The organism is Hymenobacter arizonensis, from assembly GCF_900115775.1.
GTDB classification, from domain to species: Bacteria; Bacteroidota; Bacteroidia; order Cytophagales; family Hymenobacteraceae; genus Hymenobacter; species Hymenobacter arizonensis.
The window spans coordinates 1,087,300-1,113,468 of the sequence record NZ_FOXS01000001.1; the positions used below are offsets into that span (position 1 = coordinate 1,087,300).

Annotated in this window: 18 protein-coding genes; 9 read left to right on the plus strand and 9 right to left on the minus strand. The window is 64.5% G+C overall.

Annotated features, from left to right (window positions below; all coding sequences use genetic code 11):
- Positions 1-64: 64 nt before the first annotated feature.
- On the minus strand, positions 65-1,090 hold the full coding sequence (locus tag BMZ66_RS04540; RefSeq protein ID WP_092669378.1) for a sodium:calcium antiporter: 1,026 nt from the start codon (positions 1,088-1,090) through the stop codon (positions 65-67).
- A 476-nt stretch (positions 1,091-1,566) separates the two neighbouring features.
- On the opposite strand from BMZ66_RS04540, the gene BMZ66_RS04545 reads away from it, so the two are divergent.
- The 3 genes from BMZ66_RS04545 to BMZ66_RS04555 are packed head-to-tail and all read left to right on the plus strand — an operon-like array spanning position 1,567 to position 4,166.
- Complete coding sequence (locus tag BMZ66_RS04545; RefSeq protein WP_234794973.1) at positions 1,567-2,325, plus strand: MlaE family ABC transporter permease; 759 nt, start codon at positions 1,567-1,569, stop codon at positions 2,323-2,325.
- 8 nt (positions 2,326-2,333) lie between these two features.
- Positions 2,334-3,116 (plus strand): ABC transporter ATP-binding protein, encoded by a 783-nt coding sequence (locus tag BMZ66_RS04550; RefSeq protein ID WP_092669380.1) that lies wholly within the window; start codon positions 2,334-2,336, stop codon positions 3,114-3,116.
- 51 nt (positions 3,117-3,167) lie between these two features.
- The gene (locus tag BMZ66_RS04555; protein WP_092669381.1) at positions 3,168-4,166 is read left to right on the plus strand and encodes an MlaD family protein; all 999 of its coding nucleotides are present in this window, start codon (positions 3,168-3,170) and stop codon (positions 4,164-4,166) included.
- Between the two features lie 294 nt (positions 4,167-4,460).
- Here the strand turns inward: BMZ66_RS04555 and BMZ66_RS04560 are convergent, their stop codons facing one another.
- A complete protein-coding gene (locus tag BMZ66_RS04560) occupies positions 4,461-5,585 on the minus strand; it encodes a PAS domain-containing sensor histidine kinase (RefSeq protein ID WP_092669382.1) in 1,125 nt (374 codons plus the stop codon).
- Positions 5,586-6,057: 472 nt separating this feature from the next.
- On the opposite strand from BMZ66_RS04560, the gene gpmA reads away from it, so the two are divergent.
- The 3 genes from gpmA to BMZ66_RS04575 all read left to right on the plus strand — a co-directional run bounded on the left by gpmA (position 6,058) and on the right by BMZ66_RS04575 (position 10,201).
- Positions 6,058-6,747: a 2,3-diphosphoglycerate-dependent phosphoglycerate mutase gene (gene gpmA / locus BMZ66_RS04565; protein WP_092669397.1), complete on the plus strand. Its 690-nt coding sequence runs from the start codon at positions 6,058-6,060 to the stop codon at positions 6,745-6,747.
- Positions 6,748-6,905: 158 nt separating this feature from the next.
- The gene (locus BMZ66_RS04570) at positions 6,906-9,203 is read left to right on the plus strand and encodes a glycosyltransferase family 4 protein (protein ID WP_092669399.1); all 2,298 of its coding nucleotides are present in this window, start codon (positions 6,906-6,908) and stop codon (positions 9,201-9,203) included.
- A complete protein-coding gene (locus BMZ66_RS04575; RefSeq protein ID WP_092669401.1) occupies positions 9,200-10,201 on the plus strand; it encodes a glycosyltransferase family 4 protein in 1,002 nt (333 codons plus the stop codon). The genes BMZ66_RS04570 and BMZ66_RS04575 overlap by 4 nt, the downstream gene beginning before the upstream one ends.
- Positions 10,202-10,587: 386 nt before the next feature.
- Here the strand turns inward: BMZ66_RS04575 and BMZ66_RS04580 are convergent, their stop codons facing one another.
- Positions 10,588-12,060 carry a glycoside hydrolase family 130 protein gene (locus BMZ66_RS04580; RefSeq protein ID WP_092669402.1) on the minus strand — a complete coding sequence of 491 codons (1,473 nt, stop codon included), beginning with the start codon at positions 12,058-12,060 and terminating at the stop codon, positions 10,588-10,590.
- A gap of 205 nt (positions 12,061-12,265) precedes the next feature.
- Positions 12,266-12,610: a thioredoxin family protein gene (locus BMZ66_RS04585; protein ID WP_092669403.1), complete on the minus strand. Its 345-nt coding sequence runs from the start codon at positions 12,608-12,610 to the stop codon at positions 12,266-12,268.
- 228 nt (positions 12,611-12,838) lie between these two features.
- Here BMZ66_RS04585 and BMZ66_RS04590 point away from each other — a divergent pair, with 228 nt between their 5' ends.
- On the plus strand, positions 12,839-14,416 hold the full coding sequence (locus tag BMZ66_RS04590) for a sensor histidine kinase (protein ID WP_234794974.1): 1,578 nt from the start codon (positions 12,839-12,841) through the stop codon (positions 14,414-14,416).
- Between the two features lie 254 nt (positions 14,417-14,670).
- A complete protein-coding gene (locus BMZ66_RS04595; RefSeq protein WP_092669405.1) occupies positions 14,671-15,723 on the plus strand; it encodes a response regulator in 1,053 nt (350 codons plus the stop codon).
- A gap of 105 nt (positions 15,724-15,828) precedes the next feature.
- Here the strand turns inward: BMZ66_RS04595 and BMZ66_RS04600 are convergent, their stop codons facing one another.
- The 3 genes from BMZ66_RS04600 to BMZ66_RS04610 all read right to left on the minus strand — a co-directional run bounded on the left by BMZ66_RS04600 (position 15,829) and on the right by BMZ66_RS04610 (position 20,921).
- A complete protein-coding gene (locus BMZ66_RS04600; RefSeq protein ID WP_092669406.1) occupies positions 15,829-16,740 on the minus strand; it encodes a bestrophin family protein in 912 nt (303 codons plus the stop codon).
- 95 nt (positions 16,741-16,835) lie between these two features.
- Positions 16,836-18,236: a Na+/H+ antiporter NhaA gene (gene nhaA, locus BMZ66_RS04605; RefSeq protein WP_092669409.1), complete on the minus strand. Its 1,401-nt coding sequence runs from the start codon at positions 18,234-18,236 to the stop codon at positions 16,836-16,838.
- Positions 18,237-18,281: 45 nt separating this feature from the next.
- The gene (locus BMZ66_RS04610; RefSeq protein WP_092670277.1) at positions 18,282-20,921 is read right to left on the minus strand and encodes a cation-translocating P-type ATPase; all 2,640 of its coding nucleotides are present in this window, start codon (positions 20,919-20,921) and stop codon (positions 18,282-18,284) included.
- A 581-nt stretch (positions 20,922-21,502) separates the two neighbouring features.
- Between BMZ66_RS04610 and BMZ66_RS04615 the strand changes: the two genes are divergently transcribed.
- Positions 21,503-21,964 (plus strand): hypothetical protein, encoded by a 462-nt coding sequence (locus BMZ66_RS04615; RefSeq protein WP_092669410.1) that lies wholly within the window; start codon positions 21,503-21,505, stop codon positions 21,962-21,964.
- Between the two features lie 173 nt (positions 21,965-22,137).
- Here BMZ66_RS04615 and BMZ66_RS04620 read toward each other — a convergent pair whose 3' ends face one another.
- Together BMZ66_RS04620 and BMZ66_RS04625 are read right to left on the minus strand one after the other, a co-directional pair.
- On the minus strand, positions 22,138-24,390 hold the full coding sequence (locus BMZ66_RS04620; protein WP_177204594.1) for a patatin-like phospholipase family protein: 2,253 nt from the start codon (positions 24,388-24,390) through the stop codon (positions 22,138-22,140).
- A gap of 148 nt (positions 24,391-24,538) precedes the next feature.
- Complete coding sequence (locus BMZ66_RS04625; protein ID WP_092669412.1) at positions 24,539-26,122, minus strand: carboxylesterase/lipase family protein; 1,584 nt, start codon at positions 26,120-26,122, stop codon at positions 24,539-24,541.
- Positions 26,123-26,169: the final 47 nt, after the last annotated feature.

Here is a 26,169-nt window from a genome sequence, read left to right on the forward strand (position 1 = left end):
AACGAGAGCTTTCAGCACCCAACAAAAATCTGTATTTCAAACTTTTAACTTACAACAGGGGCCCCTACCGGTTCTGATACAGCAGCACCGCCATCAGTCCGTACACCACCACGATGCCCACCGTATCGGGCGCCCAGCGGCTGGTGCGGGTGGGGCGCGTGACCAGGCCCACCAGGCTGATGGCCGTAACCACGATGGCCCCGAGCAGCGTGAGCAGGTGGCTGGCATTGGCATGGGCCAGCAGCGGGCCGGGGGTGTAGGTCGCGTCGACGGCGGCCAGCACGAACAGGTTGCACAGGTTGCTGCCCAACAGGTTGCCGAGGGCCATGTCGAGGCTGCCCAGGCGCACGGCGGCCAGCGACACCACCAGCTCGGGCAGTGAGGTGGTGAGGGCCAGTGCGAAGGTGCCGAAGAAGCTCTGGCCCAGTCCGCTGGCTGCGGCCAGGTGCTCGCTGAAATACGGCAGGGCCAGGGCGCTGCCCATCACCACCAGCGCGTGCAGGCCAAAGCGCCCCAGCACCGTCCGCAGCCCCCCGCCCACCGGAGCCGGGGCGGTGATGCTCTCGTCCGGCGCGGGGCCGTCGGCGGGGGCCGCGCTCAGGGCGGGGGCCATTTGCTGGCCGTAGCGAAACACGGTGTACATAGCCACCAGGTAAAGGCCCGTCAGGGCCAGGCTGTAGCCGCCCAGCCAGCCCACTTGCCCAAAGGCGGCGGGCTGCAAAAACGCTACCCCCACCACGCCCAGCATCAGCACCCCGAAGGCGGCCGTGACCAGATGCTCCCGGCTGGCCGGAGCGGCCACGGCGCGGCGCGGGGCCAGCAAATCGACCAAAGCAATGATGAGAATATTGAACAGGCAGCTGCCCAGCACGTTGCCCACGGCCAAATCGGGCGCACCCACCAGCGAGGCGGCGCTGTAGCCGGTCAGCAGCTCGGGCATGGAGGTGACGGAAGCCATCAGCACGAGGCCCAGCCAGGCCCGGCTCAGGCCGGTGAGGGAGGCCAGCTGGTCGCCGTATACCGACAGCTTGGTGCCGCTATAAATAATGACGGCGGCGCACACCAGAAAGCCCAGAATATCAGTCAGCATAGCATTAGGGGGACACAAGGAAAAGAAAAATATCCGTCCGGCCGCTGCACCCCGAAGCGGACGTAGCGGCGAGCCAGCAGGGTCAGCGGGCCGGGGCCCCGGAAGGACCGCACCCCGCCCTCCCCCACCACCAGCGCGCTGGCCGCCCAGGTATGCCAGCTCAGGCGGCTGGTAACCCCGCACAGCACGTAACCGATGATGGCTCCAAAAAAGCCCCCACCAGCGGGTGGAGGACTTTGATAGCGAGCAGCTTTGTTTCGGCGCTCATGCGGTGTAGGGGCAGTAAGGGAAGAGCCCTTTGCAAAAGAACAGTCATGCTGCTAGCACCCACCACAAGAGTACGCCCGGCCCGGTGGCGCGCCCTTGACGAAAGTCATGGACGGAGCCTGACATTGGGCATGTCAGATGCCCGCCGAAGGCCAGTCCTTTGTAGCCGGCCCCTCCCTGAAGCGGCCTTCCCTTCAAGCCCTACTCCGTTGTTTAACAGCCCCTTTCTTGCCGAAACCGGTGCCATTGCGCAGTTCGCCGGGCGGTTCTTCCGCGAGGGATTCCGGCCGCGCTACGAGGTACGCGAGCTGCTCTACCAGTGCTACGTGGTGGGCTACCAGTCCCTGCCGATGGTGGGCATCACGGGCTTCATCATGGGGCTGGTGCTCACGTTGCAAAGCCGGCCTACCATGGCCCAGTTCGGGGCCGAAGCCTGGATTCCGACCATGGTGGGGCTGACCATCATCCGGGAAATGGGGCCGATTATCACGGCCCTGATTTTCTCGGGCAAAATTGGCTCCAGCATGGGCGCCGAGCTGGGCTCGATGCGGGTGACCGAGCAGATTGACGCCATGGAAGTCTCGGGCACCAACCCCTTCAAGTACTTGGTCGTCACGCGGGTGCTGGCCACCACCCTCATGCTGCCCCTGCTCACGGTACTGGCCGATGTCATTGGGCTCTACGCCTCCTACGTGGGCATCAACACCAAGGGCGTGACCACGCTGGCGCTCTTCACCAACAACATCCTCAGCGGCTTGACTTTCGCCGACGTTCTGCCGGCCTTCTTTAAGACCTTCTTCTTTGGCTTTGCCGTGGGCCTTATCGGCTGCTACAAAGGATATTACGCCGAGAAAGGCACGGCCGGCGTGGGCGCGGCGGCCAACTCGGCCGTGGTGGTCTCGTCGCTGCTCATCTTCATTCTCGACTTGCTGGCCGTGCAGATTACCGGCCTGCTGGGCTTCAACTAACACGCCCCATGCCGCCCGAAACCAACCTTCAACCTACTGCCCCGCCAGCCCCCACCGGCCCTGCCGAGGTGGTGCTCACGCTGGAGCACCTGACCAAGTCGTTTGGCGACAACCACGTGCTCCAGGATTTTTCCCTGGACCTGCACCGGGGCGAAAACGTGGTGGTGCTGGGCAAGTCCGGTTCGGGCAAGTCGGTGCTGGTTAAGTGCATCATCGGCCTGCTGCGGCCCGATACCGGCCGCATCACGGTGCTGGGGCAGGACATCAGTACCCTCGACCACGAAGCCATGGACCAGCTGCGGGCCAAGTTGGGCTTCCTGTTCCAGAGCAACGCCCTCTACGACTCGATGACCGTGCGCGAGAACCTGCTGTTTCCGCTGCGCCGGCAGTGGCTGGCCCACCGCCGGGGCGAGGAAAAGGACCTGGTGCAGCAGGCCCTGGAAGACGTGGGCCTGGCCAATACCATCGACAAGATGCCGGCCGAGCTCTCGGGCGGGCAGCGCAAGCGCATCGCCCTGGCCCGCACTCTCATCCTGCGCCCCGAAATCATTCTCTACGATGAGCCCACCACGGGCCTCGACCCTATCACGGCCCGCGAAATCACCAGCCTCATCCGCGAGGTGCAGCTCAAATACCGGACGGCTGCTTTCATCATCTCCCACGACATGGACAGCGTGCGCGGCTCGGCCGACCGGGTGGCCTTGCTCGCCGACGGCCGCTGCTACGCCCAGGGCACCTATGCCGAACTGGCTAAGCACGCAGACCCCCGGGTCAACGATTTTTTCAAGTAGAGACGGGCGGGCCTGCCCCAACCATCATCCTCCCTTTTTCATTCCCTCGCCATGCCTAGTAATTCCACCAGCAATCAAGTACGCCTCGGCCTGTTCGTGGTGGTGGGGGTGGGCTGCCTGCTCCTTATCCTCTACCTGCTGGGTAGTCAGCAGAATCTGTTTCAAAAAAGCCTGCCGGTGCAGGCCGACTTCCGCAACGTGGCCGGCCTGCTTCCCGGCAACAACGTGCGGCTGGGGGGCATTACGGTGGGCACGGTGAAGAAAATCAGCATTTTGAGCGACACCACCGTGCGCGTGGAAATGAATCTGAACCAGGAGGCACAGCCCTTCGTGCGCCGCAACGCGGTGGCCAGCATCGGCACCGACGGGCTGGTGGGCAACACCATCATCAACATCACCGCTGGCCCCGCCCCCGCCCCGGTGGTGCAGGCCGGCGACGTGCTGGCCACCCACGAGCAGGCCAGCCTCGACGCCATGCTGGCCACGCTGGACGTTTCCAACAAAAACCTGGTGGGCATCACCACCGGCCTGCGCGAAGTCACGGACAAGCTCAACGACAGCAAGGCCATCTGGCAGTTACTTAGCGACGAGCAGCTGCCGGCCGACATCAGCCGAAGTGCCCGCAATGCCGCCGCCGCCTCGGCCCAGCTCAACGGGGCCGCCGCCGACGTGCGCCAGCTCACCCAGGGCGTGCGCCGGGGCCAGGGCCCGCTGGGCTACCTGCTCACCGATGAGGTCTTCGCCGGCCAGCTCGGGCACGCCGCCCGGCAGCTGGCCAGCACCTCCGATACCCTGGCCGCCACCCTCAACGGCCTGCAGCGTCAGGTGCAAGCCGGCGGCGGGCCCGCCCAGGCCCTGCTCACCGACACCACGGCCGCCCGGCAGCTGCGCCAGACCGTGGGCAACGTGGCCCAAAGCACCGCCAAGCTCAACCAGAGCATGACGGCCCTGCAACACAACTTCCTGCTGCGCGGCTACTTCCGCCGCCAGGCCAAGCAAAAAGCCCGCGCCACGGCCGACTCGCTGGAGCAGGTGGGGCGGGTGCGTTAGCGCAGGTTCGAGGCTGGTGGGCTTGGCGCGGCAGTGGCGCCAGCTTGCCTCAGGCCTGTTCCACTGGTTTCATCAGCCTCCATCACCTAAGCTTACCGCGCCCAGAGCCCGGCGTACCCGGAAGTGCATTTTGAAGCGCGCCGGCCCTGATGCTCGGCGACCAGTTGCCCGCCCATTCTTCGTCAGCCGCTGGGTTAGTGCCGGGCACTGAGACGACTGCCAAAAATTAAAACACCTGCAGGGTCTCGTATTCCAAATTCTTGTACCAGAAAACGGGCACATCAAGAATAATGCTCACCCGTATAATTCGACCTGGGGCTTCAGGATTGGGCTCTCCAGGCCGTCGGATTGCGGAATTTCAATAGTGAACGTGGTGCCTTGCCCCTCGGCGCTGACCATCTCCAGCGTCCCCCGGTGCCACTCCACAATGGTTTTGCACAAGACCAGGCCCAGGCCGGTGCTGGGCTCCCCCCGCAGGCCGGACCGCCGGGCTTTGGTGAAGGGCTCAAACAGCACCGGCTGCAGGGCCAGCGGAATGCCGACGCCATCGTCTTGGACGAGGATGCGCACGCTGCCAGGGCCCGGCTCGACGACCACGCTGATGTGGCCGTCATCGGGGGTGAACTTCAGGGCGTTGCTCACCAAGTTGAGCAGCACCTGCGTGAACTTGTTGACGTCCAGGTTGGCGTAGAGCGGCGCCGCGGGCAGCGAGTAGGCGAAGTGGTGGGCAAAGGACTTGGTGGTGAGCTGGTCCAGGGGCTCGCGCAGCACCGCGCCCACGTCCACCCGGTCGCGCTTCAGGTCGCTGTTGGCCGAGGTCAGAAACTCGATGTTGATGAAGTCGCGAATCATTTTCACGCTGTCGCGGCTGGTGGCTTCCAGCTCGCGCAGCATGACGGTCACCTGGGGGTTGGCCGGCGCCTGCACTTCTTCCCGCAGAAACTCCGCGATTTGCTGCACCATGATGAAAGCCCCGCTCAGGTCGTGGGACAGGATTTCGAGGGTGGCGTTCTTGCGGCTGTTGAACAGGTCGGCATTGGCCTGGTAGCGCTTGGTCACGCTGATGTCGCGCAGCGAGCCCAGCAGCCAGACGGCGCCCTCGGCATCCTGCTCATAGTACGGCGTGAGCCGAAACCACTGGTCCTGGTCTTCGGGGTGGCGCAGGCGAAACTCGACCTCGGCCGGTCGCCCTCCCCGGCTCCACTGCGCCCAGTATTCGGCCAGCTGGGGTTGGTCATCGGGATGCAAGCGGGCCAGCAGCGCAGGCAGCTCGGCATTTACCTGCTCGGGCTCCCCGTGCAGCACCCGCCCATAGGCGTCATTGACGAACGCTACCCGGCCCGCCGTCAGGTTGAACACGAACTGGACGTGGGCACTGGCCTGCGCCTGGTGGGCAAATAATGCGGTTAAATCCGGCATTGGTAGGTCATCAGAAAGTGAAGTGAGCCCCCGGCAAGTCACTGAAAACCAGCCGCCGTGCACCCGCACGTACGGGAAGCGGGGCGCGCAGGGCGCCGCGCGCAAACACTACCGGGTAGCCGCCCCGGCAGCAGCAGAGCAAGCTCCTGGCAAGAGTACGGCCCCCTGCCCCCTCCGCCTTTGATGAAAGTCATTTCGTGGGCTTGATTTTCAACAAGGGAGGGGCCGGTGGCTGGCCGGTACTTTGCAGGAAGGCGGCTTACCTGCTGAAGCTGTTTAGGAAGTCAAAAACCCTGTCATCCTGAGCGCAGCGAAGGACCTTATCACGTCTGCGCACTAGTGATTCAAGCGTCATAAGGTCCTTCGCTGCGCTCAGGATGACAAACGCCTGGAAAAGCTGACTTTCTAAACAGCTTCGCTTAGTCACCCGGCATAACGCGCGGCGGGTTCGCTGTCAATCTTCTCTACATTAATGCAAAAAATAGTACTGCTGCGCCACGGCCAGAGTGTGTGGAACCAGGAAAACCGCTTCACCGGCTGGACGGACGTGGACCTATCGGAGCAGGGCCGGCAGCAAGCCGTCCGCGCGGGCCAGCTGCTGCGCCGGCACGGCTACGGGTTCGATATCGGCTTTACCTCGGTGCTGAAGCGGGCCATCAAAACCCTGGATATCACGCTGGAGGAAATGGACCTGCTCTGGCTGCCGGTGCAGAAGTCGTGGCGGCTGAACGAGCGGTTCTACGGGGCGCTGCAGGGCCTGAACAAGGCCGATAGCAGCCTTCAGTTTGGGGCGGAGCAGGTGCAGCGGTGGCGGCGCGACCCGCACGAGGCGCCCCCGGCCCTCACCCGCGATGACCCGCGCTTCCCCGGCCACGACGCCCGCTACCAGCACCTGACGGCCCGCGAGCTGCCCCTGACCGAGAACCTGAGTCAGACCCTGGCCCGCGTGCTGCCCTACTGGACCGAGCAGATTATGGGCGCCATCCGCAGCAACCAGCGCGTGCTGGTGTGCGCCCACGGCAACAGCCTGCGAGCCCTGGTGCAGTACATCGACCACCTGACCGACGCCGAAGTCACCCAGCTCGACATTCCCTGCGGCGTGCCGCTGGTGTATGAGCTCGACAACGACCTGAACCGCCTGCGCCACTACTACCTGGAATAAGGGTTGCCCAAATGCCCAAATAGAAATGACGGTCATGCTGAGCGCAGTCGAAGCATCTCTACCGCTTCGCCTGGGCCGTCCACCGAAGCGGTAAGATGCTTCGACTGCGCTCAGCATGACGGCTTTTATAGAATACTCATCCCAACCCTCCCTTTCCCATGAAAGTCGCCTATATCTCCACCTACCTGCCCCGCGAGTGCGGCCTGGCCACCTTCAACCAGAACGTGGTGCGCGCCATTGCCCTCAACCTCGCCCGGCAGGGGCAGACGGGGCCGGAAAGCGGATTCGGCGTGGCCCTGAACGACTCGGACGACGACGACCAGTACGACTATGGCGACGAGGTAAAAGTCGTTATCCGCCAGGAAGACCAAAAGGATTACATCCGGGCCGCCACCTACCTCAACACCAGCGACGCCGACGTGTGCTTGCTGGAACACGAGTTTGGCATCTTCGGCGGCGAGAGCGGCATCTACCTGCTGCCGCTGCTCCACCGGCTCGAGAAGCCGCTCGTGACGGTGCTGCACACCATTCTTCGCGAGCCCTCGCACACCCAGAAAATCATTATTCAGGAAATTGCCCGCCGCTCGGCCCGCCTCATCGTGATGAGCCGCCGGGGCATTGATTTCCTGACCGATATCTACGACATCGCGCCCGAGAAAATCCAGCTCATCGAGCACGGCGTGCCCGATTTGGAAGCGCCTAGGGTCAACCCGCTGCTTACGCTGGCGCCGTTTCGCAACCGGCGGGTGCTGTTCAGCTTCGGGCTGCTGAGCCGCAACAAGGGCCTGGAAACGGTGATTCGGGCCCTGCCGGCCATTGTGGCCGAGCACCCCGACGTGGTGTACGTGGTGCTCGGCAACACCCACCCCGGCGTGGTGCGCCGCTCGGGCGAGGAGTACCGCGAGCAGCTCAAGCGCCTGGCCCTAGAGCTGCAAGTTGATAAGCACTTGGTGTTTATCAACAAGTTTGTAGAGGAAGCCGAGCTGATGAACTACCTCACGGCCGCCGCCATCTACATCACGCCCTACACCAACGAGGCCCAGATTACCAGCGGCACCTTGTCGTATGCCGTGGGCGCGGGCGCGGCCGTCGTGTCTACGCCCTACTGGCACGCGCAGGAGCTGCTGGCTGAGGGCCGGGGCCGCCTGTTTCCCTTCAAGGATGCCGACGCGCTGGCCGATACCGTGAACGACCTGCTCACGAACCCCGACACGCTGGCCGCCCTGCAACATGAGGCCTACGAGTACGGACTGCACCTGCGCTGGCCCAAAATCGGGGCCGAGTTTCTGGCCGTGCTGGAAGCCGCCAGCGCCCAGACTGCAACAGGCGCCGCGCTGCCGCCCCGCCCGCTGGTCGACCCCGAAATCATTCCCGAGTTCAGCCTGGCCCACGTGCGCCGCCTCACCGACGACACGGGCATCGTGCAGCACGCCAAGTACGGCATTCCCAACCTCAAGGAAGGCTACTGCCTCGACGACAATTCCCGCGCCCTCATCATGGCCCTGATGGCCTACCAGCAGCACAACAGCCAGGAGGCGCTGGACTTGCTGCCCATTTACCTGAGCTATTTGCACTACGTGCAGTGCGACGACGGCAACTTCCGCAACTTTCTGAGCTTCAGAAGGGAATACCTGGATGAAGTGGGCTCCGAAGACTCGTTTGGGCGCACCGTGTGGGCCTTGGGCTACCTCATTCACCGCGCCCCTAACAACTCGTACCGGGAGTTTGCCGGCGAGCTGCTGGCCCGCTCGGTGCCCCACTTTGGGGCGCTGCACCACCTGCGCGGCATTGCCAATACCATGATTGGGGTGGCCTACTACCTCAAGGCCCACCCCGACGACGAGGCCCTGGTGGAGGAGCTGACCCAGCTCACAACGCGGCTGCTGAGCGCCTACGCCGCCCACCGCACCGCCGACTGGCACTGGTTCGAGGAAAAGCTGACCTACGACAACGCCATTCTGCCCCTGGCTTTGCTGCACGCCCACGAAATCACGGGTCACGCCCCGGCCCGCGAGGTGGCGCTGGAAGCGCTGGAGTTTCTGGATGAGCTAAGCTTCCGCCACGGTTTTCTGAACCCGGTGGGCAATCAGGGCTGGTACCACCAGGGCGGCGAGCTGCCGGTGTTCGACCAGCAGGCCATCGAAACCATGGCCATGGTGCTGGTGTACTTTCAGGCCTACCGCACCACCCACGAGCCCGCGTTTATTGAGCGCATGTTTGCCAGCTACCAGTGGTTTCTGGGCGAGAACCTGCTGCGCGTGCCCCTCTACGACCCCGAAACCAAGGGCTGCTGTGATGGCCTCCAGGAAAACGGCCTCAACCGCAACCAGGGCGCCGAAAGCACCCTGGCCTACCTCATTTCCCACCTTACGGTATTGAAAGCCCTGGAGCTGGAGCACGAATACGACCAGTCGGCACAAGCCGCCGAGCCGGCCGCAGTGGCTGCCACCGTATGAAAGTGGCCGTGCTCGCCCCGGTGGCCTGGCGTACGCCACCTCACCACTACGGCCCCTGGGAACAGATGGCCTCGAACGTGGCCGAGGGCCTGGTGGCGCTGGGCGTAGACGTGACGCTGTTTGCCACCGCCGACTCGCACACGGCCGGCACGCTGGCGGCCGTGGTGGCGCAGGGCTACGAAGAAGACCGCACCCAGGACGCCAAAGTGGTAGAGTGCCTGCACATCAGCCACCTGATGGAGCGGGCCGCCGAGTTCGACCTCATTCATAACCACTTCGACTTCCTGCCCCTCACCTACTCGCGGCTGATTCCGACGCCGATGGTGACCACCATTCACGGCTTTTCATCGGAAAAAATTCTGGCCGTGTACGAGAAGTACGCCACCTCGACGGCCTACGTGTCCATCAGCCACGCCGACCGCAGCCCGCGCCTGCCCTACGCCGCCACCGTCTACAACGGCTTGCGGGTGAACGACTTCGTCTACACCGAGAAACCCGACGACTACCTGCTGTTTTTCGGCCGCATCCACCCCGACAAGGGCACGGCCGAGGCCATTGACATTGCCCGGCGCAGCGGTAAGCGCCTGCTCATCGCGGGCATCGTGCAGGATGCGGCCTACTTCCGCGAGCAAGTGGAACCGCTGTTGAGCGACGACATTGTGTTCCTGGGACCGGCCGGGCCGGCGCAGCGCAACCAACTGCTGGGGCAAGCCCTGGCGCTGCTCCACCCCATTCGTTTCGCCGAGCCCTTTGGCCTGAGCGTGGCCGAAGCCCAGCTCTGCGGCACGCCGGTCATTGCCTTCAACAAGGGAGCTATGCCCGAGCTGATACAGGAAGCGCAAACCGGCTTTCTGGTGGATAATGTGGGGCAGGCCGTGGAAGCCGTGCAGCAGATAGGCAGCATCAGCCGGGCCGCCTGCCGGGCCTGGGCCAGCGCCAACTTCTCGCAGGAGAAAATGGCGGCGGATTATCTGGCGGTGTACAAGGAGCTGATATAAACCCTCTGAAAACGGACCGACTTAGATTTGCTCAGCCGGCCGGTCCATTTTCAGAGGGTTTATCTGACGTAACGCAGTGGGTCGTTGATGACGCGGGGCTGTGCCCCGTGTCTACTATTTGTCAGCCACTGGCCGACGGTCATTGAACGATTCCCGAACGACTCTTTAACGACTCCAATGCAAATCGTTCTGACGTTGCTGGCCAGAGGCCCGCTAATGGTCGGCACGGGGCACAGCCCCGCGCCATCACCACGGACTGCGTAGCATGAGGGTTTATAGGGTATCCTACACAGCCGAGCACTTATCCGGTCTTGCCCCAACGAAAGCAGACGCCTGGCACCCCCTCTCCTTTTCGGAGAGGGGCCGGGGGGTGAGGCGCCCGCCCGCTACACAGCCGAACACTTATCCAGCAGCTTGGCCAGCAGGGACGCCAAATCCACCGTCACGAAGGAGGAGCAGTAATCGGACAGGCCGTAGGGAATGACCAGCTTGCCCTCGTGGATGATGGAGCCGCAGGAATACAGTACGTTGGGCACGTAGCCTTCGCGCTCCTCCTTGTTGGGGATGAGCAGGGGTTCGCTGAGGCGGCCGATTTCGATGGCCGGGTCGTTCAAGTCCAACAAGCTTACGCCCAGACAGTAGCGGCGCATGGGGCCCACGCCGTGGGTGATGATGAGCCAGCCGTGCTCGGTTTCGATGGGCGAGCCGCAGTTGCCAATCTGGATGAACTCCCAGGTGCTGATGGGCTCCTGAATCTGGACGGGCGCCTGCCAGATGTTGAGGTTGTCGGAGTACATGAGGTAGTTGCTCCAGCCATCAATGCGCGACATCATCACGAAGCGCCCCCCGATTTTGCGCGGAAACAGCGCCAGGTTCTTGTTGTGTGCCCCGGCCCCGTGCAGGGGCATCACCCTAAAGCTGATGAAGTCCTCGGTGCGCAGCAGCTTGGGCGCAATGGTCGCGCCGTCGTAGGCGGTGTAGGTGGCGTAGTACACCACCCGGCCATCGTCCTCCACGAAGCGCACGAAGCGGGCATCCTCCATGCCCCGGCGCTCGAAATCGGACACCGGGAAAATAACCCGGTCCGATAGGTCGGTGTCGAGCGAAAACGTGAGGTCGTAGTAGGCTTCGGCCAGCCAGAGCAGCTGGTCGTAGGCCGGGCGTAGGGCGTCGTCGGGCTGGGCGGCCTGGGCTTCGAGCACGATTTTTTGCAGCAGGTTGAACTCGAACCGGTCGGCCAGCTGGGGGGCAATTTCGGCCACTACCTGCGGGTTAAGCGTGGCGGCGAAGGGCTGGGCAAAGAAGTCGGCCTTGCGGTACTCGGCGCTGCGCACGGTGTCGGCCTCGTCGATGTAGTTGCCGGCCGGCAGCACGTGGATGTTGGCATCCTTATCCAGCACCGCCCGCCGAAATACGATAGACGAAATGTGCCCCTCGCCCACGGCCCGAAAGCTGATGATGACGCGCTTTTCGCCTTCCTGCAGCTCCGACTGGTCGGGGTCTTCTACGATGGAGGGGTTGAAAAAGGCCGCCGACTCGATGGAGTACTCGTGGGTGAAGTAGCTGCCCAGCAGCAGCTTGCGGTAGGGCGGCAGCTGCTCAAAATCCAGCCCTAGGCCGGCAAACAAGGGTTGCAGGCGGGCGCAGTTGCGGCTGAGCACCCGCGTAATGTTGCGGTGGCGCTTGGAATACTCCTGCAGGATGGGCGAGATGGTGCCGAACACTTCCTGTTCGCTCAGGGCCATCACGCGGCCAATAACCTGCCGGGCACGCTCCTCGCCGTAAAAAAAATAGCGGGCAATAACCCGCTTCATATCCGGATAGACTTTCTCGGATTCTCGTTCGATGGTCAGGCGCATGGGGTTTCAAGGGATGGTGCGGGTAAGGGAATGACTGTTCTGGCGTGGGGCCTCACCCCCCGGCCCCCTCTCCGAAAAGGAGAGGGGGTGCCGAACGATTTAGCGGTTATCTTTTGTCAAAACCAGCATTAATATATATTATTCAATATACTACGACTGGCTCCTCCTCTTCGGAGAGGGGGCCGGGGGGGTGAGGCGCTCCACATCAGGGCTGCCCTGCCTCCTCCAGCTTGCACAGCAGTAGCGCGGCCATGAGCGCGCCTTCGGGCAGGCCCTGCTGACGCCACAGTTCCTCGCCGTCGCGCAGGAGCACGAAGGCGGGCACGCCCCGGCCGTCGAAGGCCTTTACTACGCCGGGGTGGGTGGCCGCATCCACCTTGAGCACCCGGATAGCCGGGCCCAGCGCTGCTTGCAGGTCTTTCAGCAGCACGTTCGTGGCGTTACGCGAGAGTAGCGTATCCTGCTGAACGCCGGCACCCACGGTGGGCAGCAGCACGAGGAGCATGGCCGGGTGGGCGGGCAGCAAGGGGAGAATGGCGGTGGGGAACATGGACCGGGGAAATGGTAAGCTGCACCGTGGCGGGCCGGAAGCTCGACGGAATAAGTAGCTGTAAAATTACCGGAAGCCCCCGCCGGTCCGTATGATGCATATCAGGGAGCCAGCTTGACGTTTGTCAAATCCGGTTGTATAAGTCCGCGCAGGCCTGCTGTTCCCTGGGGACCGCCATGCGGTGTATCCATTCCCAAGCCTATGCTTCCCGTTGCCTACTCAGCCATTATGGCTAACTTCCTTTATGCCCATTCCGGCGAGATGGCGGGGATTTACGACCCCGGCCTGGGGTGGTTCACCCACGTCAACCCGGCCGGGGTGCAGCTGCTGGGCTACCCTTCGGAAGAAGCCCTGCTCGCCGACCCCAACCACTCGCTGCGCGTGCCGCCCTGGACGCCCGACCAGTGGCAGCAGCTCTACGACCAGACCCGGCGCGCGGGCCACCACGAGCTGGAAGCCGACATTCGCCGCCACGTGGGCGAGCCGTTCCGGGCCCACGTCAAGCTGACCTACTGCGAGGTGGGCGGCCGGGCCCTGCTGCTGGTGGGCCTCACCGAGCACAACCGCCTGCAGCAGGCCGAGCGGGCCCTGGCCCACAGCGTGCGCCGCTTCGAGGCCGTGTTCACCAACGCCACGCTGGGCATCATCGTCTGCGACCAGCCCGGCCGCATGGTGTCGGTGAATGCGCGGGCCGGGCAGCTCTTTGGCTATGCTCCGGCCGAGCTGCTGGGCCTGCCCATTGAGCTGCTGGTGCCCCAGGCCGCCGGCCGCCACCACGCCCAGCTGCGCGCCTCCTACAACGCCGACCCGCAGGTGCGCAACATGGGCCACGACCGCCCCCTGCAAGGCCAGCGCCGCGACGGCTCCGTGTTCCCGGTGGAGGCCAGCCTGAGCTATTTTCATTTAGATGAGGAGCTCTACGTGGTGGCCTACATCCTGGACCTAAGCGCCAAGCAGGCCGCCGAGCAGGAGTTGCGCACCCAGCACCAGCGCGTGGCCCGCCTCAACGCCGAACTGGAGCAGCGCGTAATCGACCGCACCAACGCCCTGCTGCTGACCCTGGAGCAGCTCGAAAAAAGGGGCGACGAGCTGGCCCTGGCCCTGCAGGCCGAGCAGCAGCTCGGCGAGCTCAAGTCGCGCTTCGTGAGCATGGCCTCCCACGAGTTTCGCACCCCGCTCACGGCCGTGCTCTCCTCGGCCGACCTGATTGAGGAGTTTCCCGGCGGCCACCAGCAAAGCCAGCGCCTGAAGTACGTGGACCACATCCGCACCTCGGTGCAGCACCTGAACACCATTCTGGAAGAATTCCTGTCGGTGGGCCGCCTCGAGGAAGGCAAGATGGAGGCCAACCCCGCCAACCTCAACCTCGACGAGTTGGTGCGCGATACCGTGGCCGACATGCACAGCCTGCTCAAGGCCGGCCAGACCATCGACTGGCAGGTGGAGTGCCCCATCCCGGTGCGGCTGGATGCCTCCCTGCTGCGCAAAATCCTCATGAACCTGCTCTCCAACGCCCTAAAGTACTCCGGCGAAAACTCGGTCGTCACGGTGCGGGCCGGCTGCGAGTTGAAAGAGCTCACGATAACCGTGCAGGACCAGGGCATTGGCATTTCCCCGGAAGACCAGGCCCACCTGTTCGAGCAGTTTTTCCGGGCCCCCAGCGTCATCACCGAGCCCGGTACCGGGCTGGGCCTCTACATCATCGCCAAATACCTGGAGCTGATGGGCGGCACCATCAACCTACAAAGCGCGCCCGGCCAGGGCACCACCGTTACTATTGCGCTGCCCCTTACCACGCCCGATTAGGGGCGGTGAAGAACGTCATGCTCCATCTGCGTCCGCAAAGTCGGAGCATCTCTCTCGCTTCGTTGCCGTGCTAACGGGGGACCTCACCCCCCGGCCCCTCTCCAAAAAAGAGGGGGAGCCTGACGATTCCGAAACGAGCAGAACCGGTGCCCCCTCTTTTTTGGAGAGGGGCCGTGCCCGGCAGGGGTCAGGGGGTGAGGCCCCCCGCCAGAACGAAGCTCGTTACGCCTACCCTCCTTATCATTCCTTCCGCTATGCCTCTTATCCTGCTCATTGAAGACCACCAGATTATCCGCGACAACACCGCCCAGCTGCTGGAGCTGGCCGGCTACGCCGTGCAAACGGCCGAAAACGGGGAGCTAGGCGTGCAATTAGCCCTGGCCACGCGGCCCGACCTGGTTATCTGCGACATCATGATGCCCGTGCTCGACGGCTACGGCGTGCTCCAGATTTTCAACCAGCATCCGCAGCTGCTGGGGGTGCCCTTCATCTTCCTGACGGCCAAAACCGAGCAGGCCGACCGCCGCCGCGGCATGGCCCTGGGCGCCGACGACTACCTGAGCAAGCCCTTCGATAAGGCGGACTTGCTCAGCGCCGTGAGCGGGCGCCTCAGCCGCTTCCAGCAGCTCAAGCCGGAGCCCAGCCTGAGCGGGGAGCAGCTCAACAAGTTTCTGGACGAGGCCCAGCAGGTCGGCGACCTGGCCAGCCTCTCGCGGGACCGCAAAGCCCACCTGCTGCGCAAGAAGCAGGACATTTACCTGGAAGGCGACGAGTCGACGCGGCTGTACTTCGTGCAAAGCGGGCGGGTGAAAACCGTGAAAACCACCGCCGGCGGCAAGGAGCTGATTGTGGGCCTGCACGGTCCCGGCGAGTTTTTCGGCTATCTGCCCCTGCTGCAAAACACCCCCCACCGCGACTCCGCCATTGCTGTGGACGAGTCCGAGCTGCTCTACATTCCGAAGGAGGATTTCACGGCGCTGCTGCTGCGCAACCCCGACGTGGGCCAGCAGTTTGTGCGCCTACTGGCCGGCCAGGTAAGCGGGCAGGCCGAGCTGCTGCTGGCCATGGCCTACAACTCCATCCGCCGCCGCGTGGCCGACACGCTGGTGCAGCTGCACGAGCAGGCCGGCGAGGCCAACAACAGCGCCATCCAGCTCACCCGCGACGACATGGCCGCCATGGTGGGTACCGCCCCTGAGTCGTTGAGCCGCACGCTCAACGAGTTCAAGCACGACGGTTTTATTGAGCTGACGCCGAACACCATCCGGGTCCTGGAACCCGAGAAGCTGCGCCGGGCCCGCTGGTAGGCTGCTCCCCCCGCGCGGGCTAGGCTCGTTGGTGAGCCTTTGATAAAGCTCAGCCCCTTAAACTGAGCGGCGGCCCCCAGCTTCCGGCGCCATGGTCGGTTATTCTTATAGTAAGTAAAAGCTCTCGGCGGGCAGTTGCTGGGGCGGCACGGCTTCTCCCAGCAGCTGCCGGAGGCTGCTTTCCACGGTGCGGGCAATGGCCGTGACGGGTGTATCAGTAGGCTTGTTGCTGAAGGGGTCCTGCAGGTAGCGGGCCGTCCTCTCCAGCAGGAAAAAGGACGAGGAAATGGTCAGCAGCACGGGAATTTCCCACAGCCCGATGGCCTTCACCAACCCCAGGGAGAGCGTGCCCAGAAACAGGTAGATGAAGCAGTACACCAGCAGCCGGTAGCTGACGGGAAACACGGTGGTTTTGATGCGCTCGGCCTGGCCCATGGCGTCGGTCAGGCGCGCCAGCGTGGCATCGAGCTGCACCTGCTGGTAGGCGTTGAGGGCCCCGTGCTGGTAGAGGTCGCGGAGCTGGTCGGCGTGCCCGGCCAGCAGGGCCAGCGGCTTGTGGACCTGCGACGTAAGCGTGGCCCCTTCGGCGGCCGAAAGATAGGTTTCCAGCCCAGCGGCCGCGTCCTGCCCGCGCAGCGCCTGCCCCAGGGAGTAGCACCAGGCCATCTGGCGGTAGGCCAGCACTGCGAGCGGAGCCCCCGGCCCCACCCGCTGCCGGTAGGCATCGGGCAGAAACGTGCGCACCTGCAGCACCAGCGTACGGGAGTCGTTGACGATGCCGCCCCAGATTTTGCGCGCCTCCCACCACCGGTCGTAGGACTGGCTGGTTTTGAAGGCCAGCAGGAGGGAAATCAGGCTACCTAGAATCGTGGGCAGCTGCAGCGGAATCAGCGGCAGGTAGGCCCCGAGCACCAGCTTCAGCAAGTGGAAAAAGATGGAAATAAGCAGCACCCGCACCACGTCCGCCCGAATGTGTTTGACGACATAGCCGATGGGAAGGTGGGTGTTGAGCAGCATCAGCGGTGGAGGATGAAGGGTGGAAAGGAAAACAGCTGCCCGGTAGCGGGACGGTTGCCCAAAGCAGTCGGCACTGCCGGCCCCCGCCGGGGTGCTTAGGCCGCTTTGCTGGGTACCGCGGGTGGCCGGAGCCGCGGGGAATATGCCGGCAAGGCGGGCGGCGCCAACCCAGCGGGGAGGTGGGTAGCCGGGGCCGCCAGCGTGCTGCGCAGCAGCGCGTAGCCCAGCCCGCTGGCCCCGACCGAGGCCACCAGCACCGCCAGCTTGGCCGTGTCGGTCGCGGGCGAGTTCGGGCCCAGGGCCAGCAGCGTAATGAAGATGGACATGGTGAACCCGATGCCGGCCAGCAGCCCCACGCCCCACACCTGCCGCCAGCTCACGCCCGGGGGCAGCGTCGCCCAGCCCAGGCGCACGCTCAGCCACGCCAACGCCCCGATGCCCAGCGGCTTGCCCACCACCAGCCCCACCACAATGCCCAGGCCCAGCGGCGAGAGCAGGCCGCGCACGGCGGCCGGCGTAATCACTAAACTGCTGTTGGCGAAGGCAAACAGGGGGATAACCACGAAGGCCACCACCACGTGCAACTGGCTTTCCAGGCGCTGGGCCGGGGAGCTGCTGCGGCGCCCCAGTGCCTCCAGCTCCGCGCTGATGTCGTGCGGGTCGGCGTCGGGCAGCCCAGTATCGGTACGCAGGCCCGTGAGGCGGTGGTGCAGGCGCTGCAGCATGGCGGGCCGCGCGCAAGCGGCGCGAAACGGAATAGCCGCCGCCAGCAGCACCCCGGCCAGCGTGGTGTGAATGCCGGATTCCAGCATGAAATAAGTCAGCAGCACGCCCAGGGGCAGGTAGGCCCACAGGCTGCGCAGGCGCAGGTAATTAAAGGCCAGCAGCAGGCCCCAGGTGCCGAGGGCCAAGTACAAGTAAGTCAGGTGCAGGGTTCTGGTGTAAAAGCCCGCAATAACCACCACGGCCCCAAGGTCATCGATAATGGCCAGGGCCGTGAGAAATACCTTGAGGCCCAGCGGCACGCGCGGCCCCAGCAATTGCAGCACGGCTAGGGCGAAGGCAATGTCGGTGGCCATGGGAATGCCCCACCCCCCGGCCGTGGGCGTGCCCTGGTTGAAAAGGGTGAAGAGCAGCGCCGGCACCAGCATGCCGCCCACGGCCCCGGCCAGCGGCAGGGCGGCCTGGTGCAGGGAGGTGAGCTCGCCGCCCAGCACCTCGCGCTTGATTTCCAGGCCCACCATCAGAAAAAACAGGGTCATCAGCCCGTCGTTTATCCAGTGCAGCAGCGTGTGGTCGAGCACCAGATGGTGGATGGTGATGCGCAGGTGCTCGTTCCAGAGGGCCGGAAAGTACCGGGCCGGCCCCCAGCTGGTGTTGGCTAGCACCAGGGCCAGCGCCGCGCTGGCCAGCAACAGAATGCCCCCCGCGGCTTCGTGGCGAAAGAATTGCGCAAAGGGACGCAGCAACGGACGTAAGAGCACAGCAACGGGCATGGGGGCGGGGATGTAAGGCGGTGAAAAAGCAGGAACCCGGCGCCCCTACCCGGCATGGCCCGCCACGGCCGCCCCGGATGGGCGGGCAGCTGGCGCCGCCACCCGCGCCGGGGTCGCGCCGCGCCGCCGGAAGATGAGTTTTTGGATTTCCACCGCCCAGAATACCACGCTGGCTATGGCCACGGCGATGCCCAGCTCGGCTACGGTGAGCGGCTGGGTACTGAACAGCGTGTTGCAGAACGGCACGTACAGAATGGTCAGGTGTAACCCCACGGTGAGCAGCACGGCTCCCAGCATCGTTTTATTGGAGAGCAGGCCAAGGCTGAAAATCGACTCGCGGCGCGAGCGGATGGCCAGCGACAGGCCTAGCTGACTGAAGCACAACACCGTGAATGTCATCGTTTGCCAGTGCGGCAGGCCCTGCCCGATGGCCCAGGTCTGGGTGCCGATGGTGAGGGCCCCAATCAGCAGGCCGATGCCCAGGATAAACCAGCCCACGCCGTCGGCAAAGATGGTTTGGCGCGGGTCGATGGGCGGGCGCTGCATGCTGCGCTTTTCGGCGGGCTCGTAGGCCAGGGCCAGGCCGGGCAGGCCGTCGGTGATGAGGTTAATCCACAGAATATGAATGGCCAGCAGCGGGATGGGCAGCCCAAAAAACGGCGCGCAGAACAGGGCCGTGATTTCCCCCACGCTGCCGGCCAGCAGGTAGCGGATAAACTTGATGATGTTGTCGTAGATGCGGCGGCCGTGCTTGACCGCCTTGACGATGGTGGCAAAGTTGTCGTCGAGCAGAATAAGCGCCGCCGCTTCCTTGGCCACCTCCGTGCCGTTGATGCCCATGGCAATGCCGATGTCGGCGTTTTTCAGGGCCGGGGCGTCATTCACGCCGTCGCCGGTCATGGCCACGAACTGGTGCCGGGCCTGCAGGGCGCTGATGATGCGCAGCTTCTGGGCCGGGTCGACGCGGGCGTACACCCGCACTTTCTCTACCACGGCGGCGAAGGCGGGCTCGTCCAGGGCCGTCAGCTCGGGGCCGGTGAGCACCAGCTCTTCCGGGGAGGAAATGATACCCAGCTTTTCGGCAATGGCCTGGGCCGTGAGCTTGTGGTCGCCGGTAATCATGACGGGGATGATGCCGGCCGTCTTGCATTCGGCCACGGCCTGGCGCGCCTCCTCGCGGGGCGGGTCCATTAGGCTGGCGAAACCCAGGAAGGTGAGGTCGGTTTCGATAGCGGCGGGCGTAAGGTCGGGGGGCATTTCGGGTAGCATTTTAGCGCCGTAGGCCAGCACGCGGTAGCCCTGCGCGGCCTGCGCATCCACGCGCCGGGTGAGGTCGGCTAGGCTGCTTTGCTGGCCGGCCGTGAGCTGCTGATACAGGGCGCCGGCGGCTCCTTTGGTCAGCACCAGCACGCCCTGCTGGGTTTGGTGCAGGGTAGTCATGCAGCGGCGCTCCGAGTCAAAGGGCAGTTCGGCCAGGCGCGGAAACTGCGTTTCCAGGGCGGGGCGGGCGTAGTCTTTCTCGGCCGCGTACCGGGCCAGGGCTACTTCGGTGGAGTCGCCGAGCCACTGGTTTTCGGGGCCGCAGGTCGCGTCGGTGTTCAGGGCCAGGGCCGTGAGCAGGGCGTTGCGGTCGGCCAGGCCGGCGAGGACCACGGCGGGCACTTCGTAGAGGTCCTGCACCGTCATCTGGTTGAGGGTGAGGGTGCCGGTTTTGTCGGTGCAGATGTAGGTGACCGAGCCCAGCGTTTCCACGGCCGGCAGCTTGCGAATCAGCGCGTGGCTTTTCATGAGCCGGCCCGCGCCCAGGGCCAACGACACGGTCACCAGCGCCGGCAGGGCCTCGGGCAAGGCCGCAATGGCCAGCGAAATGGATACCAGCAGCAGGTTCTCCCAGGGCTCGCCCCGCAGCCAGCCCACCCCGAAAAACAGGGCCGCTATTACCAGCACCCCCACCGACAGGCGCTTGCCCAGCGTGCCCAGCCGCTTTTGCAGGGGCGTCACCACTTCGGCGGTCTGAATGAGGGTGGCAATCTGGCCCAGTTCGGTGCGCATGCCGGTAGCCACCACGTAGGCCGTGGCCCGGCCGTTGGTCACCGACGTGCCCTTGTAGCCCAGGTTCAGCCGGTCGCCCAGCGGGTAGTCGCCGGGCGGCAGGGCGGCCACGGTTTTCTCCACGTTGCCGGACTCGCCGGTCAGCGATGACTCGTCCACCTTCAGGGCAAAGGCTTCGAGGAAGCGCACGTCGGCCGGAATGACGTTGCCGGCTTCGAGCAGCACCACGTCGCCGGGCACCAGCTCGGCGGTGAGGATGGCCCGCGGCTGGCCGTCGCGCAGCACCTGGGCGTGGCTGGCGGCCATCTTTTGCAGGGCCTCCAGGGCCTTATCGGCCCGGTACTCCTGCACGAAGCCGATGACGGCATTCAGCCCCACAATGGCCAGAATAACGTAGGCCGACTTGGCTTCGCCGATGAGCACCGACACCCCGGCGGCGGCCAGCAGCACCAGTATCATCACGTCGGCTAGCTGGTGCAGCACCAATTGCCCGATGGTTTTCTGCTGCGCGTTGGCCAGCTGGTTGGGGCCGTGCTCGGCCAGCCGCTGCCCGGCCGTGGCCGCGTCGAGGCCGGCCGGGGTGGTGGCCAGCGCGGCGGCCACGTCGGCTACGGGGGTTAGGTAATAGTCCATAAATACGCGTTGGTAGGAGGACTTGGCCAGCCGTAGGCCCGGGGGCATCAGTCAGCGTCCAGTGTGGCTTGCAGTTGGTGTTAGGGTTTGTTCATAAATAGGGCGATTTCACAACTGGCAAAGGACCGGGCGGCAGCCAGCAACCGGCATGCGCAACGTCAAGCCCCCGCCATGACTTTCATCAAAGGACTGCCCAGCGGAGCGGCGTTGGTTTGCCCGGTACCGTACCGAACTCGACGCCCTGCGAGCCGAAACGCGCTGCCTGCTGCGCTCCGCCTTCCCCCACACCGTACAGCTCACAAGCCGCTGCCAGGAAGCCGCGCCGCAACCGTTTTCATAGCAGCCAAAGAGGTGCTTCAATAGACTTTCCAGCTACCCCAGCGCGTCACTACCTTCCCTCCTGCTTTTCGTCCTTAACGACACTACCCGACGCTACCTTACTGCTTTCGGGAGCTGCCGGAGGCTTTTTCCTGGGCCTGTTGGGCTACACAGAAGCTGCAACAGCCTCGAATCGGGTTTATAATAAGGCACTTTTCCCTATATCTTGGCTGCGCCGGGTAAAACGCGGCTCTTGCCGAAAAATGAAAAACACTTTCTTCCGACGCGCCGTGCTCGCGGCCTCGCTGCTGCTCTCGCTGCAAGCTTGCCAAAAAGAAATTGACGAGCTAAAACAGGGTGTCTTTGTCATTGCCAATCACTCGGGGCTTGACGTGACGCTCATCGTCTATAATACCAGCAAACGGGGGCAGCCGCCGCTCCGGCTCGCGGTAGGCACCGGCCAGCAGGTGGAACGGGCAGAGACCGGCGACTTTGGAGGGTTTGCATATCCGGAACTCTATTTTCGAGGCGACTCCGTCGTCTTGGCTTTCGCGGATGGCAAACGCGTGCTGCACTACTGCCCCCAGGCCCAGCAGCTCCGCAACCAGTGCGCGCCCGCCCGCAACGTGTTGGCTATTTCGCAGTACCAGGAAGAGCCTTTGGGGAAAAACGTGTCGCGGTATACGTTTCGCCTCACGCCTGCAGATTACGCTTTAGCGCGCTAGGGTTGCCGTAGTACGCTTGGCAACACGTCGTCGGCTCCGGGTTTGCGGGCCCTTGCCCAGCCTTAGCACAAGGTTCCGGGCCCGGTGCGCACTGCGGGCGGCGGCGGAAAGCTTACGCGAAAAGGTCTGCTCAGCAAAACGAGGATTCGAGCAGAAAGCCGCTTGGCCGGCACTTAGCGGTAGCCGAAAGGAAAGCCGATGTTGAAATACGGCAAAAGCTTTTTCGACACATTCGAGTACATCACGCTGGTATCGATGGGGCCCAGGAATGAGTTGATGCCGACCGTGAGCGCGCCGCCGTAAATCACCCCGGCCGGCTGAATGTTGGTGTTGCCGTCGAGGAAGCCGTGGTACAAGGCATTGGCTTTGCCCGTGAGGTAGATGCGCGGCGTGAGAGCGTATTGGTAGCCCACCAGGCCGGCCGCGGCGCTGCTCACGAACAAGGACGCCTCGGGCAGGCCGGCAAACGTCAGCTGGTTGCGGATGACGCTGCTGAGCCCGCCCACCACGAAGTCGTTGGCAATGGCTTGCCGATACCGCTGATTTACGCCGGCTTGCAGCTGCAGGAGCAGGGTGGCGCGCTTGGTCAGGGGCAGGTACTGCTCCACGTTCAGCCGGTAGCGGCCGTAGGGGCGGAACGAGAAATCGGGCGATGCCTCGGTGCCCACCACCACGTCGCCCTGCAAGACCTCGAAGGCCGCGCGCTGGTTGTAGACGGCTCCGGCTTCCGCCTCCACCCGACGCCCTGAGCTGGGGTAGGCCACGGCATTCAGCGTGTTTTCCTCGAACAGCAGGTAGCTGTTGAGCAGGCGCAGCCGGCCGTCTATCTGCAGCCGCGACGTGATTTCGGGGTTGAAGCGCCCGTATTCGTAGCGGGTACCCAGCCCCATTCCCCGGTTGCGCCCCAGCAGCTTGAGCAGCTGCGCGTTGGCCACCAGGTAGCTTTGGGTGTAGAGGCCCGCCTTGGCAAAGCGGGGCGTGTAGGTGGTGATGCTGACCCGCTCGCCTTGCGCGAGCAGGCGGGCCACCACGGTTCTGCTAGCGCCCAGGTACTGCGTGTGCTTGAGGCGCAGGCGCGGGTTTTCCCCGATGTTGACCGCCGCCTGGCTGGTGGAATGGGGCAGCAGCAGGTCCTGGGCCGCCACGCTGGTAATCAGTCCGATGCCGGTGAAGGAGTTGTAGTGCAGGCCCAGCCCCACCCGCGTGCGGGGGCTGCGCTCCACGTCGAACACCACGCGGGCCGTCGAATCGGACAGGGATTGGAGCGAATAGGTGATTTTGCGGAAAGTGCGCGTGCCAAACGCGTTGCGGATGGCCGTGGAAAGCTGCGGGGCCGTGTAATACTGGTTCGGACGGAACTGCATTTGCTGCACCAGCGCCGGCACCAAGGCGGGCTCCAGGCCACGCACCTGGTATTCTGCAACGTACACGGAATCGGCCCGCGGGGCCGGGGGGGCGGCGGGCCGCCTTCCGTACCGCACATCCAGCGAATCGTTCAGGGCTTTCAGGTGCGGAAACACGGCCCGGCCCTGCGTCAGGCCCAAGCGCGTTATGGGGGCGGCGGCCGAAAAGCTTCCGCTGCTGTAGTCGCCCAGCGGGTAGTCGACATACACCGTGCACAGCTGCTTTTGGACGATGAAGTCCGCATTGTCCTTAAAGGAAGAGATTTGCAGCAGCACATCCACGGGGCTGCGCAGGTTGGCGTCGGTGTAGGCACCGGCCGATACGTTGCTGCCGATAACCACGCCCGCGCCCATGGCCTTGACTTCCGACACCGGAAAATTGCGCACGATGCCGCCGTCTACCAGCCGCCGCCCATTGTATTGCACGGGCGTAAAAAACGACGGAATGGCCATGCTCGCCCGAATGGCCGCCACGATTTCACCTTCTCGCAGCACCACCGGTTCGCCGGAAATAACGTCGGTGGCCACGCACCGAAACTCGCGCTCAAACCGTCGGAAATCCTTGGTTTTGTAATAGGGAAAGAACAGCTCGCTCAGCTTCAGCCACAATTCCTCCGACTCGATGACGCCAGTGGCGAGCTGAAATTTCCCCTTCACGAACGGCAGCTCTACCAAGTAGCGGCCGAAATCGTCTTTTTCCGGCAGCGTTACCGTGCGCAGCTGGGCGGCGTTGGTCAGCAGGGCGTCCCAATCCAGCTGGCCGGCTACCCGCTCAATCTCCGCGCCGGAATAGCCTGCCGCGTACAGCGAGCCAACAATCGCTCCCATGCTCGTGCCCGTCACGTAGTCAACGTGCACCTGAGCCGAATCCAGGGCTTTGAGCAGGCCGATGTGGGCCAACCCGCGCGCCCCGCCGCCGCTCAGCGTCAGGCCAATGCGCGGGCGGGCAGATGATTGGGCGCGGGCCGACCAGGGGCCGATGAGCAGTAGCGACAGCAGCAGGAAAAGCAGATTCTTCTTCATGGTATAAGCGGCTTGATGGTATCGCCGTCTGTTTCGCAGAGCATCCGGTTGCCAGCCCTGCGGTTGACCGGAAAAGTGTTTGCGCGCGCTGGGGGGCAGCAGAAAGGCGGTGCGTCCGGCCGGCAAGGCCGTGTGCATGGCCTTACTCCTACCGCACGCCTTCCCAGGCCCGGAGCTCCTTGGCGTGGGGGTTGGTTTGCAGCTCCGAGCTGGTGTTGAGCAGCATGGTCTGGCGCTCGCCGACAGTGTAGGGCGCCCAGCCGGGGCTGCCGGTTTTGGCAAACTGCACCCAGGCGCTTTGCATCTTTTCGGCCAGCTCGGCGGGGCCGCCGCTCGGGCCCAGCATGCCCTGGGGCCCCGTCACCAAGGCGAGCTGGTTGAACACGAAGGGCAAGCCCAGCCCGTGGTAAGCGCCGTAGGTGCTGCCGGCCAACGACGAGGGCCAGGCAAACTCATACATGTAGGTGCGGCCGGGCTGGCGGGCGTGGGCGTCGGCCAGGTGCACCGAAGGCACCTGAAACTGATACGCCGTGGCTATTGCAGACAGCAACTCGCCCAGGTTTTTGGTGGGGTACGCCTGCTTGTACACCGTAACCAGGGCCGCCGGCGCGGGGTGGAACCGCTTCAAGGCCAGGTTGAGCACGAAGTTGGACTTGATTTTCTTCAGCAGCCCGGTGGGCACCAAAAAGTAGTTGGCTTCGTCGGAATTATAGCCCACCATCAGGTCGACGGTGCTGCCGGCCCCTTGCTGCACGCCTGCCAGGGGCATGGCGGGCACGATGTCGCCGTCCAGCACCGGAAAGAAAAGCGCCGTGCCCGAGCCCGGGTCGGCGTACTGCTCGGTGTCGAGCTTCACCATTTTGGGAGTGACTTTCTGCTGGGCGGCCAGCAACTGCTCCGGCGTGAGGCGGCGGTAGGCTTCGGCGGTGTTCTTGATTCGGAGTACCTTGGCGTACTTGGCGGCGATGCGGTCGGCCTGCTCGCCGCTGAGCACCGACTGCCCCGAGCCGCTCATCAGAATGGCCCGCCGGAACAAGCCCTTGGCGGCCGGGCTGGCCAGCAGCGTGGCCACGCTCATGGCCCCGGCCGATTCCCCGAAGACGGTTACGTTGGCCGGGTCGCCCCCGAAGCGGGCAATGTTGGCCTGCACCCAGCGCAGGGCCGCCAGCTGGTCGCGGATGCCCAGATTGGACGGCACGCCCTTGATTTTCAGAAAGCCCTCAATGCCCAGCCGGTAATTCAGCGACACCAGTACGGCGCCCTTTTGCGCAAAGCCAGTGCCGTTGTAGAGCGGCACGTCGCTGGCGCCCAGCGCAAATGCGCCCCCGTGAATGAACACCAGCACGGGCCGGGCGGGGCCGTCCAGGGCGGGCGTCCAAATGTTGGTGGTCAGGTAGTCGTCGCCCTTTACCCAGCCCTCCGCGAAAGCAGGCCGGTCGTCCATCACTCCGGCCGGTGGGCGGTTGTACGGCGCGGTTGGGCCGCTCTTGGTAGCATCGCGCACGCCCGCCCAAGGCTGGTGCGGCGCCGGGGCGGCAAAGCGCAGCTCCCCCACGGGCGGGGCCGCGTAGGGAATGCTCTTGAAAACAAGGACGCCGTCCAAGCGCTGCCCGCGCACCTGGCCCGCTTCGGTAGTAGCCACCGGCCCGCCATCGGTCGCCTGCGCAGTGGCCGAGGGCATGCGGGCCAGCAGCAAGCCCGCGAGGAAGAGAAGCTGAAACAATTCTTTCATAGCGCTTTATGCGGGAGGAACCCCGGCGGGGCATAAGCAGATGAGAA

Excerpts from the sequence above, each read along its gene's own strand:
- nhaA (WP_092669409.1), bottom strand. The coding sequence starts at position 18,236 with ATGCCCGTTGCTGTGCTCTTACGTCCGTTGCTGCGTCCCTTTGCGCAA.
- BMZ66_RS04600 (WP_092669406.1), bottom strand. The coding sequence starts at position 16,740 with ATGCTGCTCAACACCCACCTTCCCATCGGCTATGTCGTCAAACACATT.
- BMZ66_RS04585 (WP_092669403.1), bottom strand. The coding sequence starts at position 12,610 with ATGTTCCCCACCGCCATTCTCCCCTTGCTGCCCGCCCACCCGGCCATG.
- BMZ66_RS04575 (WP_092669401.1), top strand. The coding sequence starts at position 9,200 with ATGAAAGTGGCCGTGCTCGCCCCGGTGGCCTGGCGTACGCCACCTCAC.
- BMZ66_RS04570 (WP_092669399.1), top strand. The coding sequence starts at position 6,906 with ATGAAAGTCGCCTATATCTCCACCTACCTGCCCCGCGAGTGCGGCCTG.
- BMZ66_RS04555 (WP_092669381.1), top strand. The coding sequence starts at position 3,168 with ATGCCTAGTAATTCCACCAGCAATCAAGTACGCCTCGGCCTGTTCGTG.
- BMZ66_RS04580 (WP_092669402.1), bottom strand. The coding sequence starts at position 12,060 with ATGCGCCTGACCATCGAACGAGAATCCGAGAAAGTCTATCCGGATATG.
- BMZ66_RS04615 (WP_092669410.1), top strand. The coding sequence starts at position 21,503 with ATGAAAAACACTTTCTTCCGACGCGCCGTGCTCGCGGCCTCGCTGCTG.
- BMZ66_RS04620 (WP_177204594.1), bottom strand. The coding sequence starts at position 24,390 with ATGAAGAAGAATCTGCTTTTCCTGCTGCTGTCGCTACTGCTCATCGGC.
- BMZ66_RS04625 (WP_092669412.1), bottom strand. The coding sequence starts at position 26,122 with ATGAAAGAATTGTTTCAGCTTCTCTTCCTCGCGGGCTTGCTGCTGGCC.
- BMZ66_RS04590 (WP_234794974.1), top strand. The coding sequence starts at position 12,839 with ATGGCTAACTTCCTTTATGCCCATTCCGGCGAGATGGCGGGGATTTAC.
- BMZ66_RS04550 (WP_092669380.1), top strand. The coding sequence starts at position 2,334 with ATGCCGCCCGAAACCAACCTTCAACCTACTGCCCCGCCAGCCCCCACC.
- BMZ66_RS04560 (WP_092669382.1), bottom strand. The coding sequence starts at position 5,585 with ATGCCGGATTTAACCGCATTATTTGCCCACCAGGCGCAGGCCAGTGCC.
- BMZ66_RS04595 (WP_092669405.1), top strand. The coding sequence starts at position 14,671 with ATGCCTCTTATCCTGCTCATTGAAGACCACCAGATTATCCGCGACAAC.
- gpmA (WP_092669397.1), top strand. The coding sequence starts at position 6,058 with ATGCAAAAAATAGTACTGCTGCGCCACGGCCAGAGTGTGTGGAACCAG.
- BMZ66_RS04610 (WP_092670277.1), bottom strand. The coding sequence starts at position 20,921 with ATGGACTATTACCTAACCCCCGTAGCCGACGTGGCCGCCGCGCTGGCC.
- BMZ66_RS04540 (WP_092669378.1), bottom strand. The coding sequence starts at position 1,090 with ATGCTGACTGATATTCTGGGCTTTCTGGTGTGCGCCGCCGTCATTATT.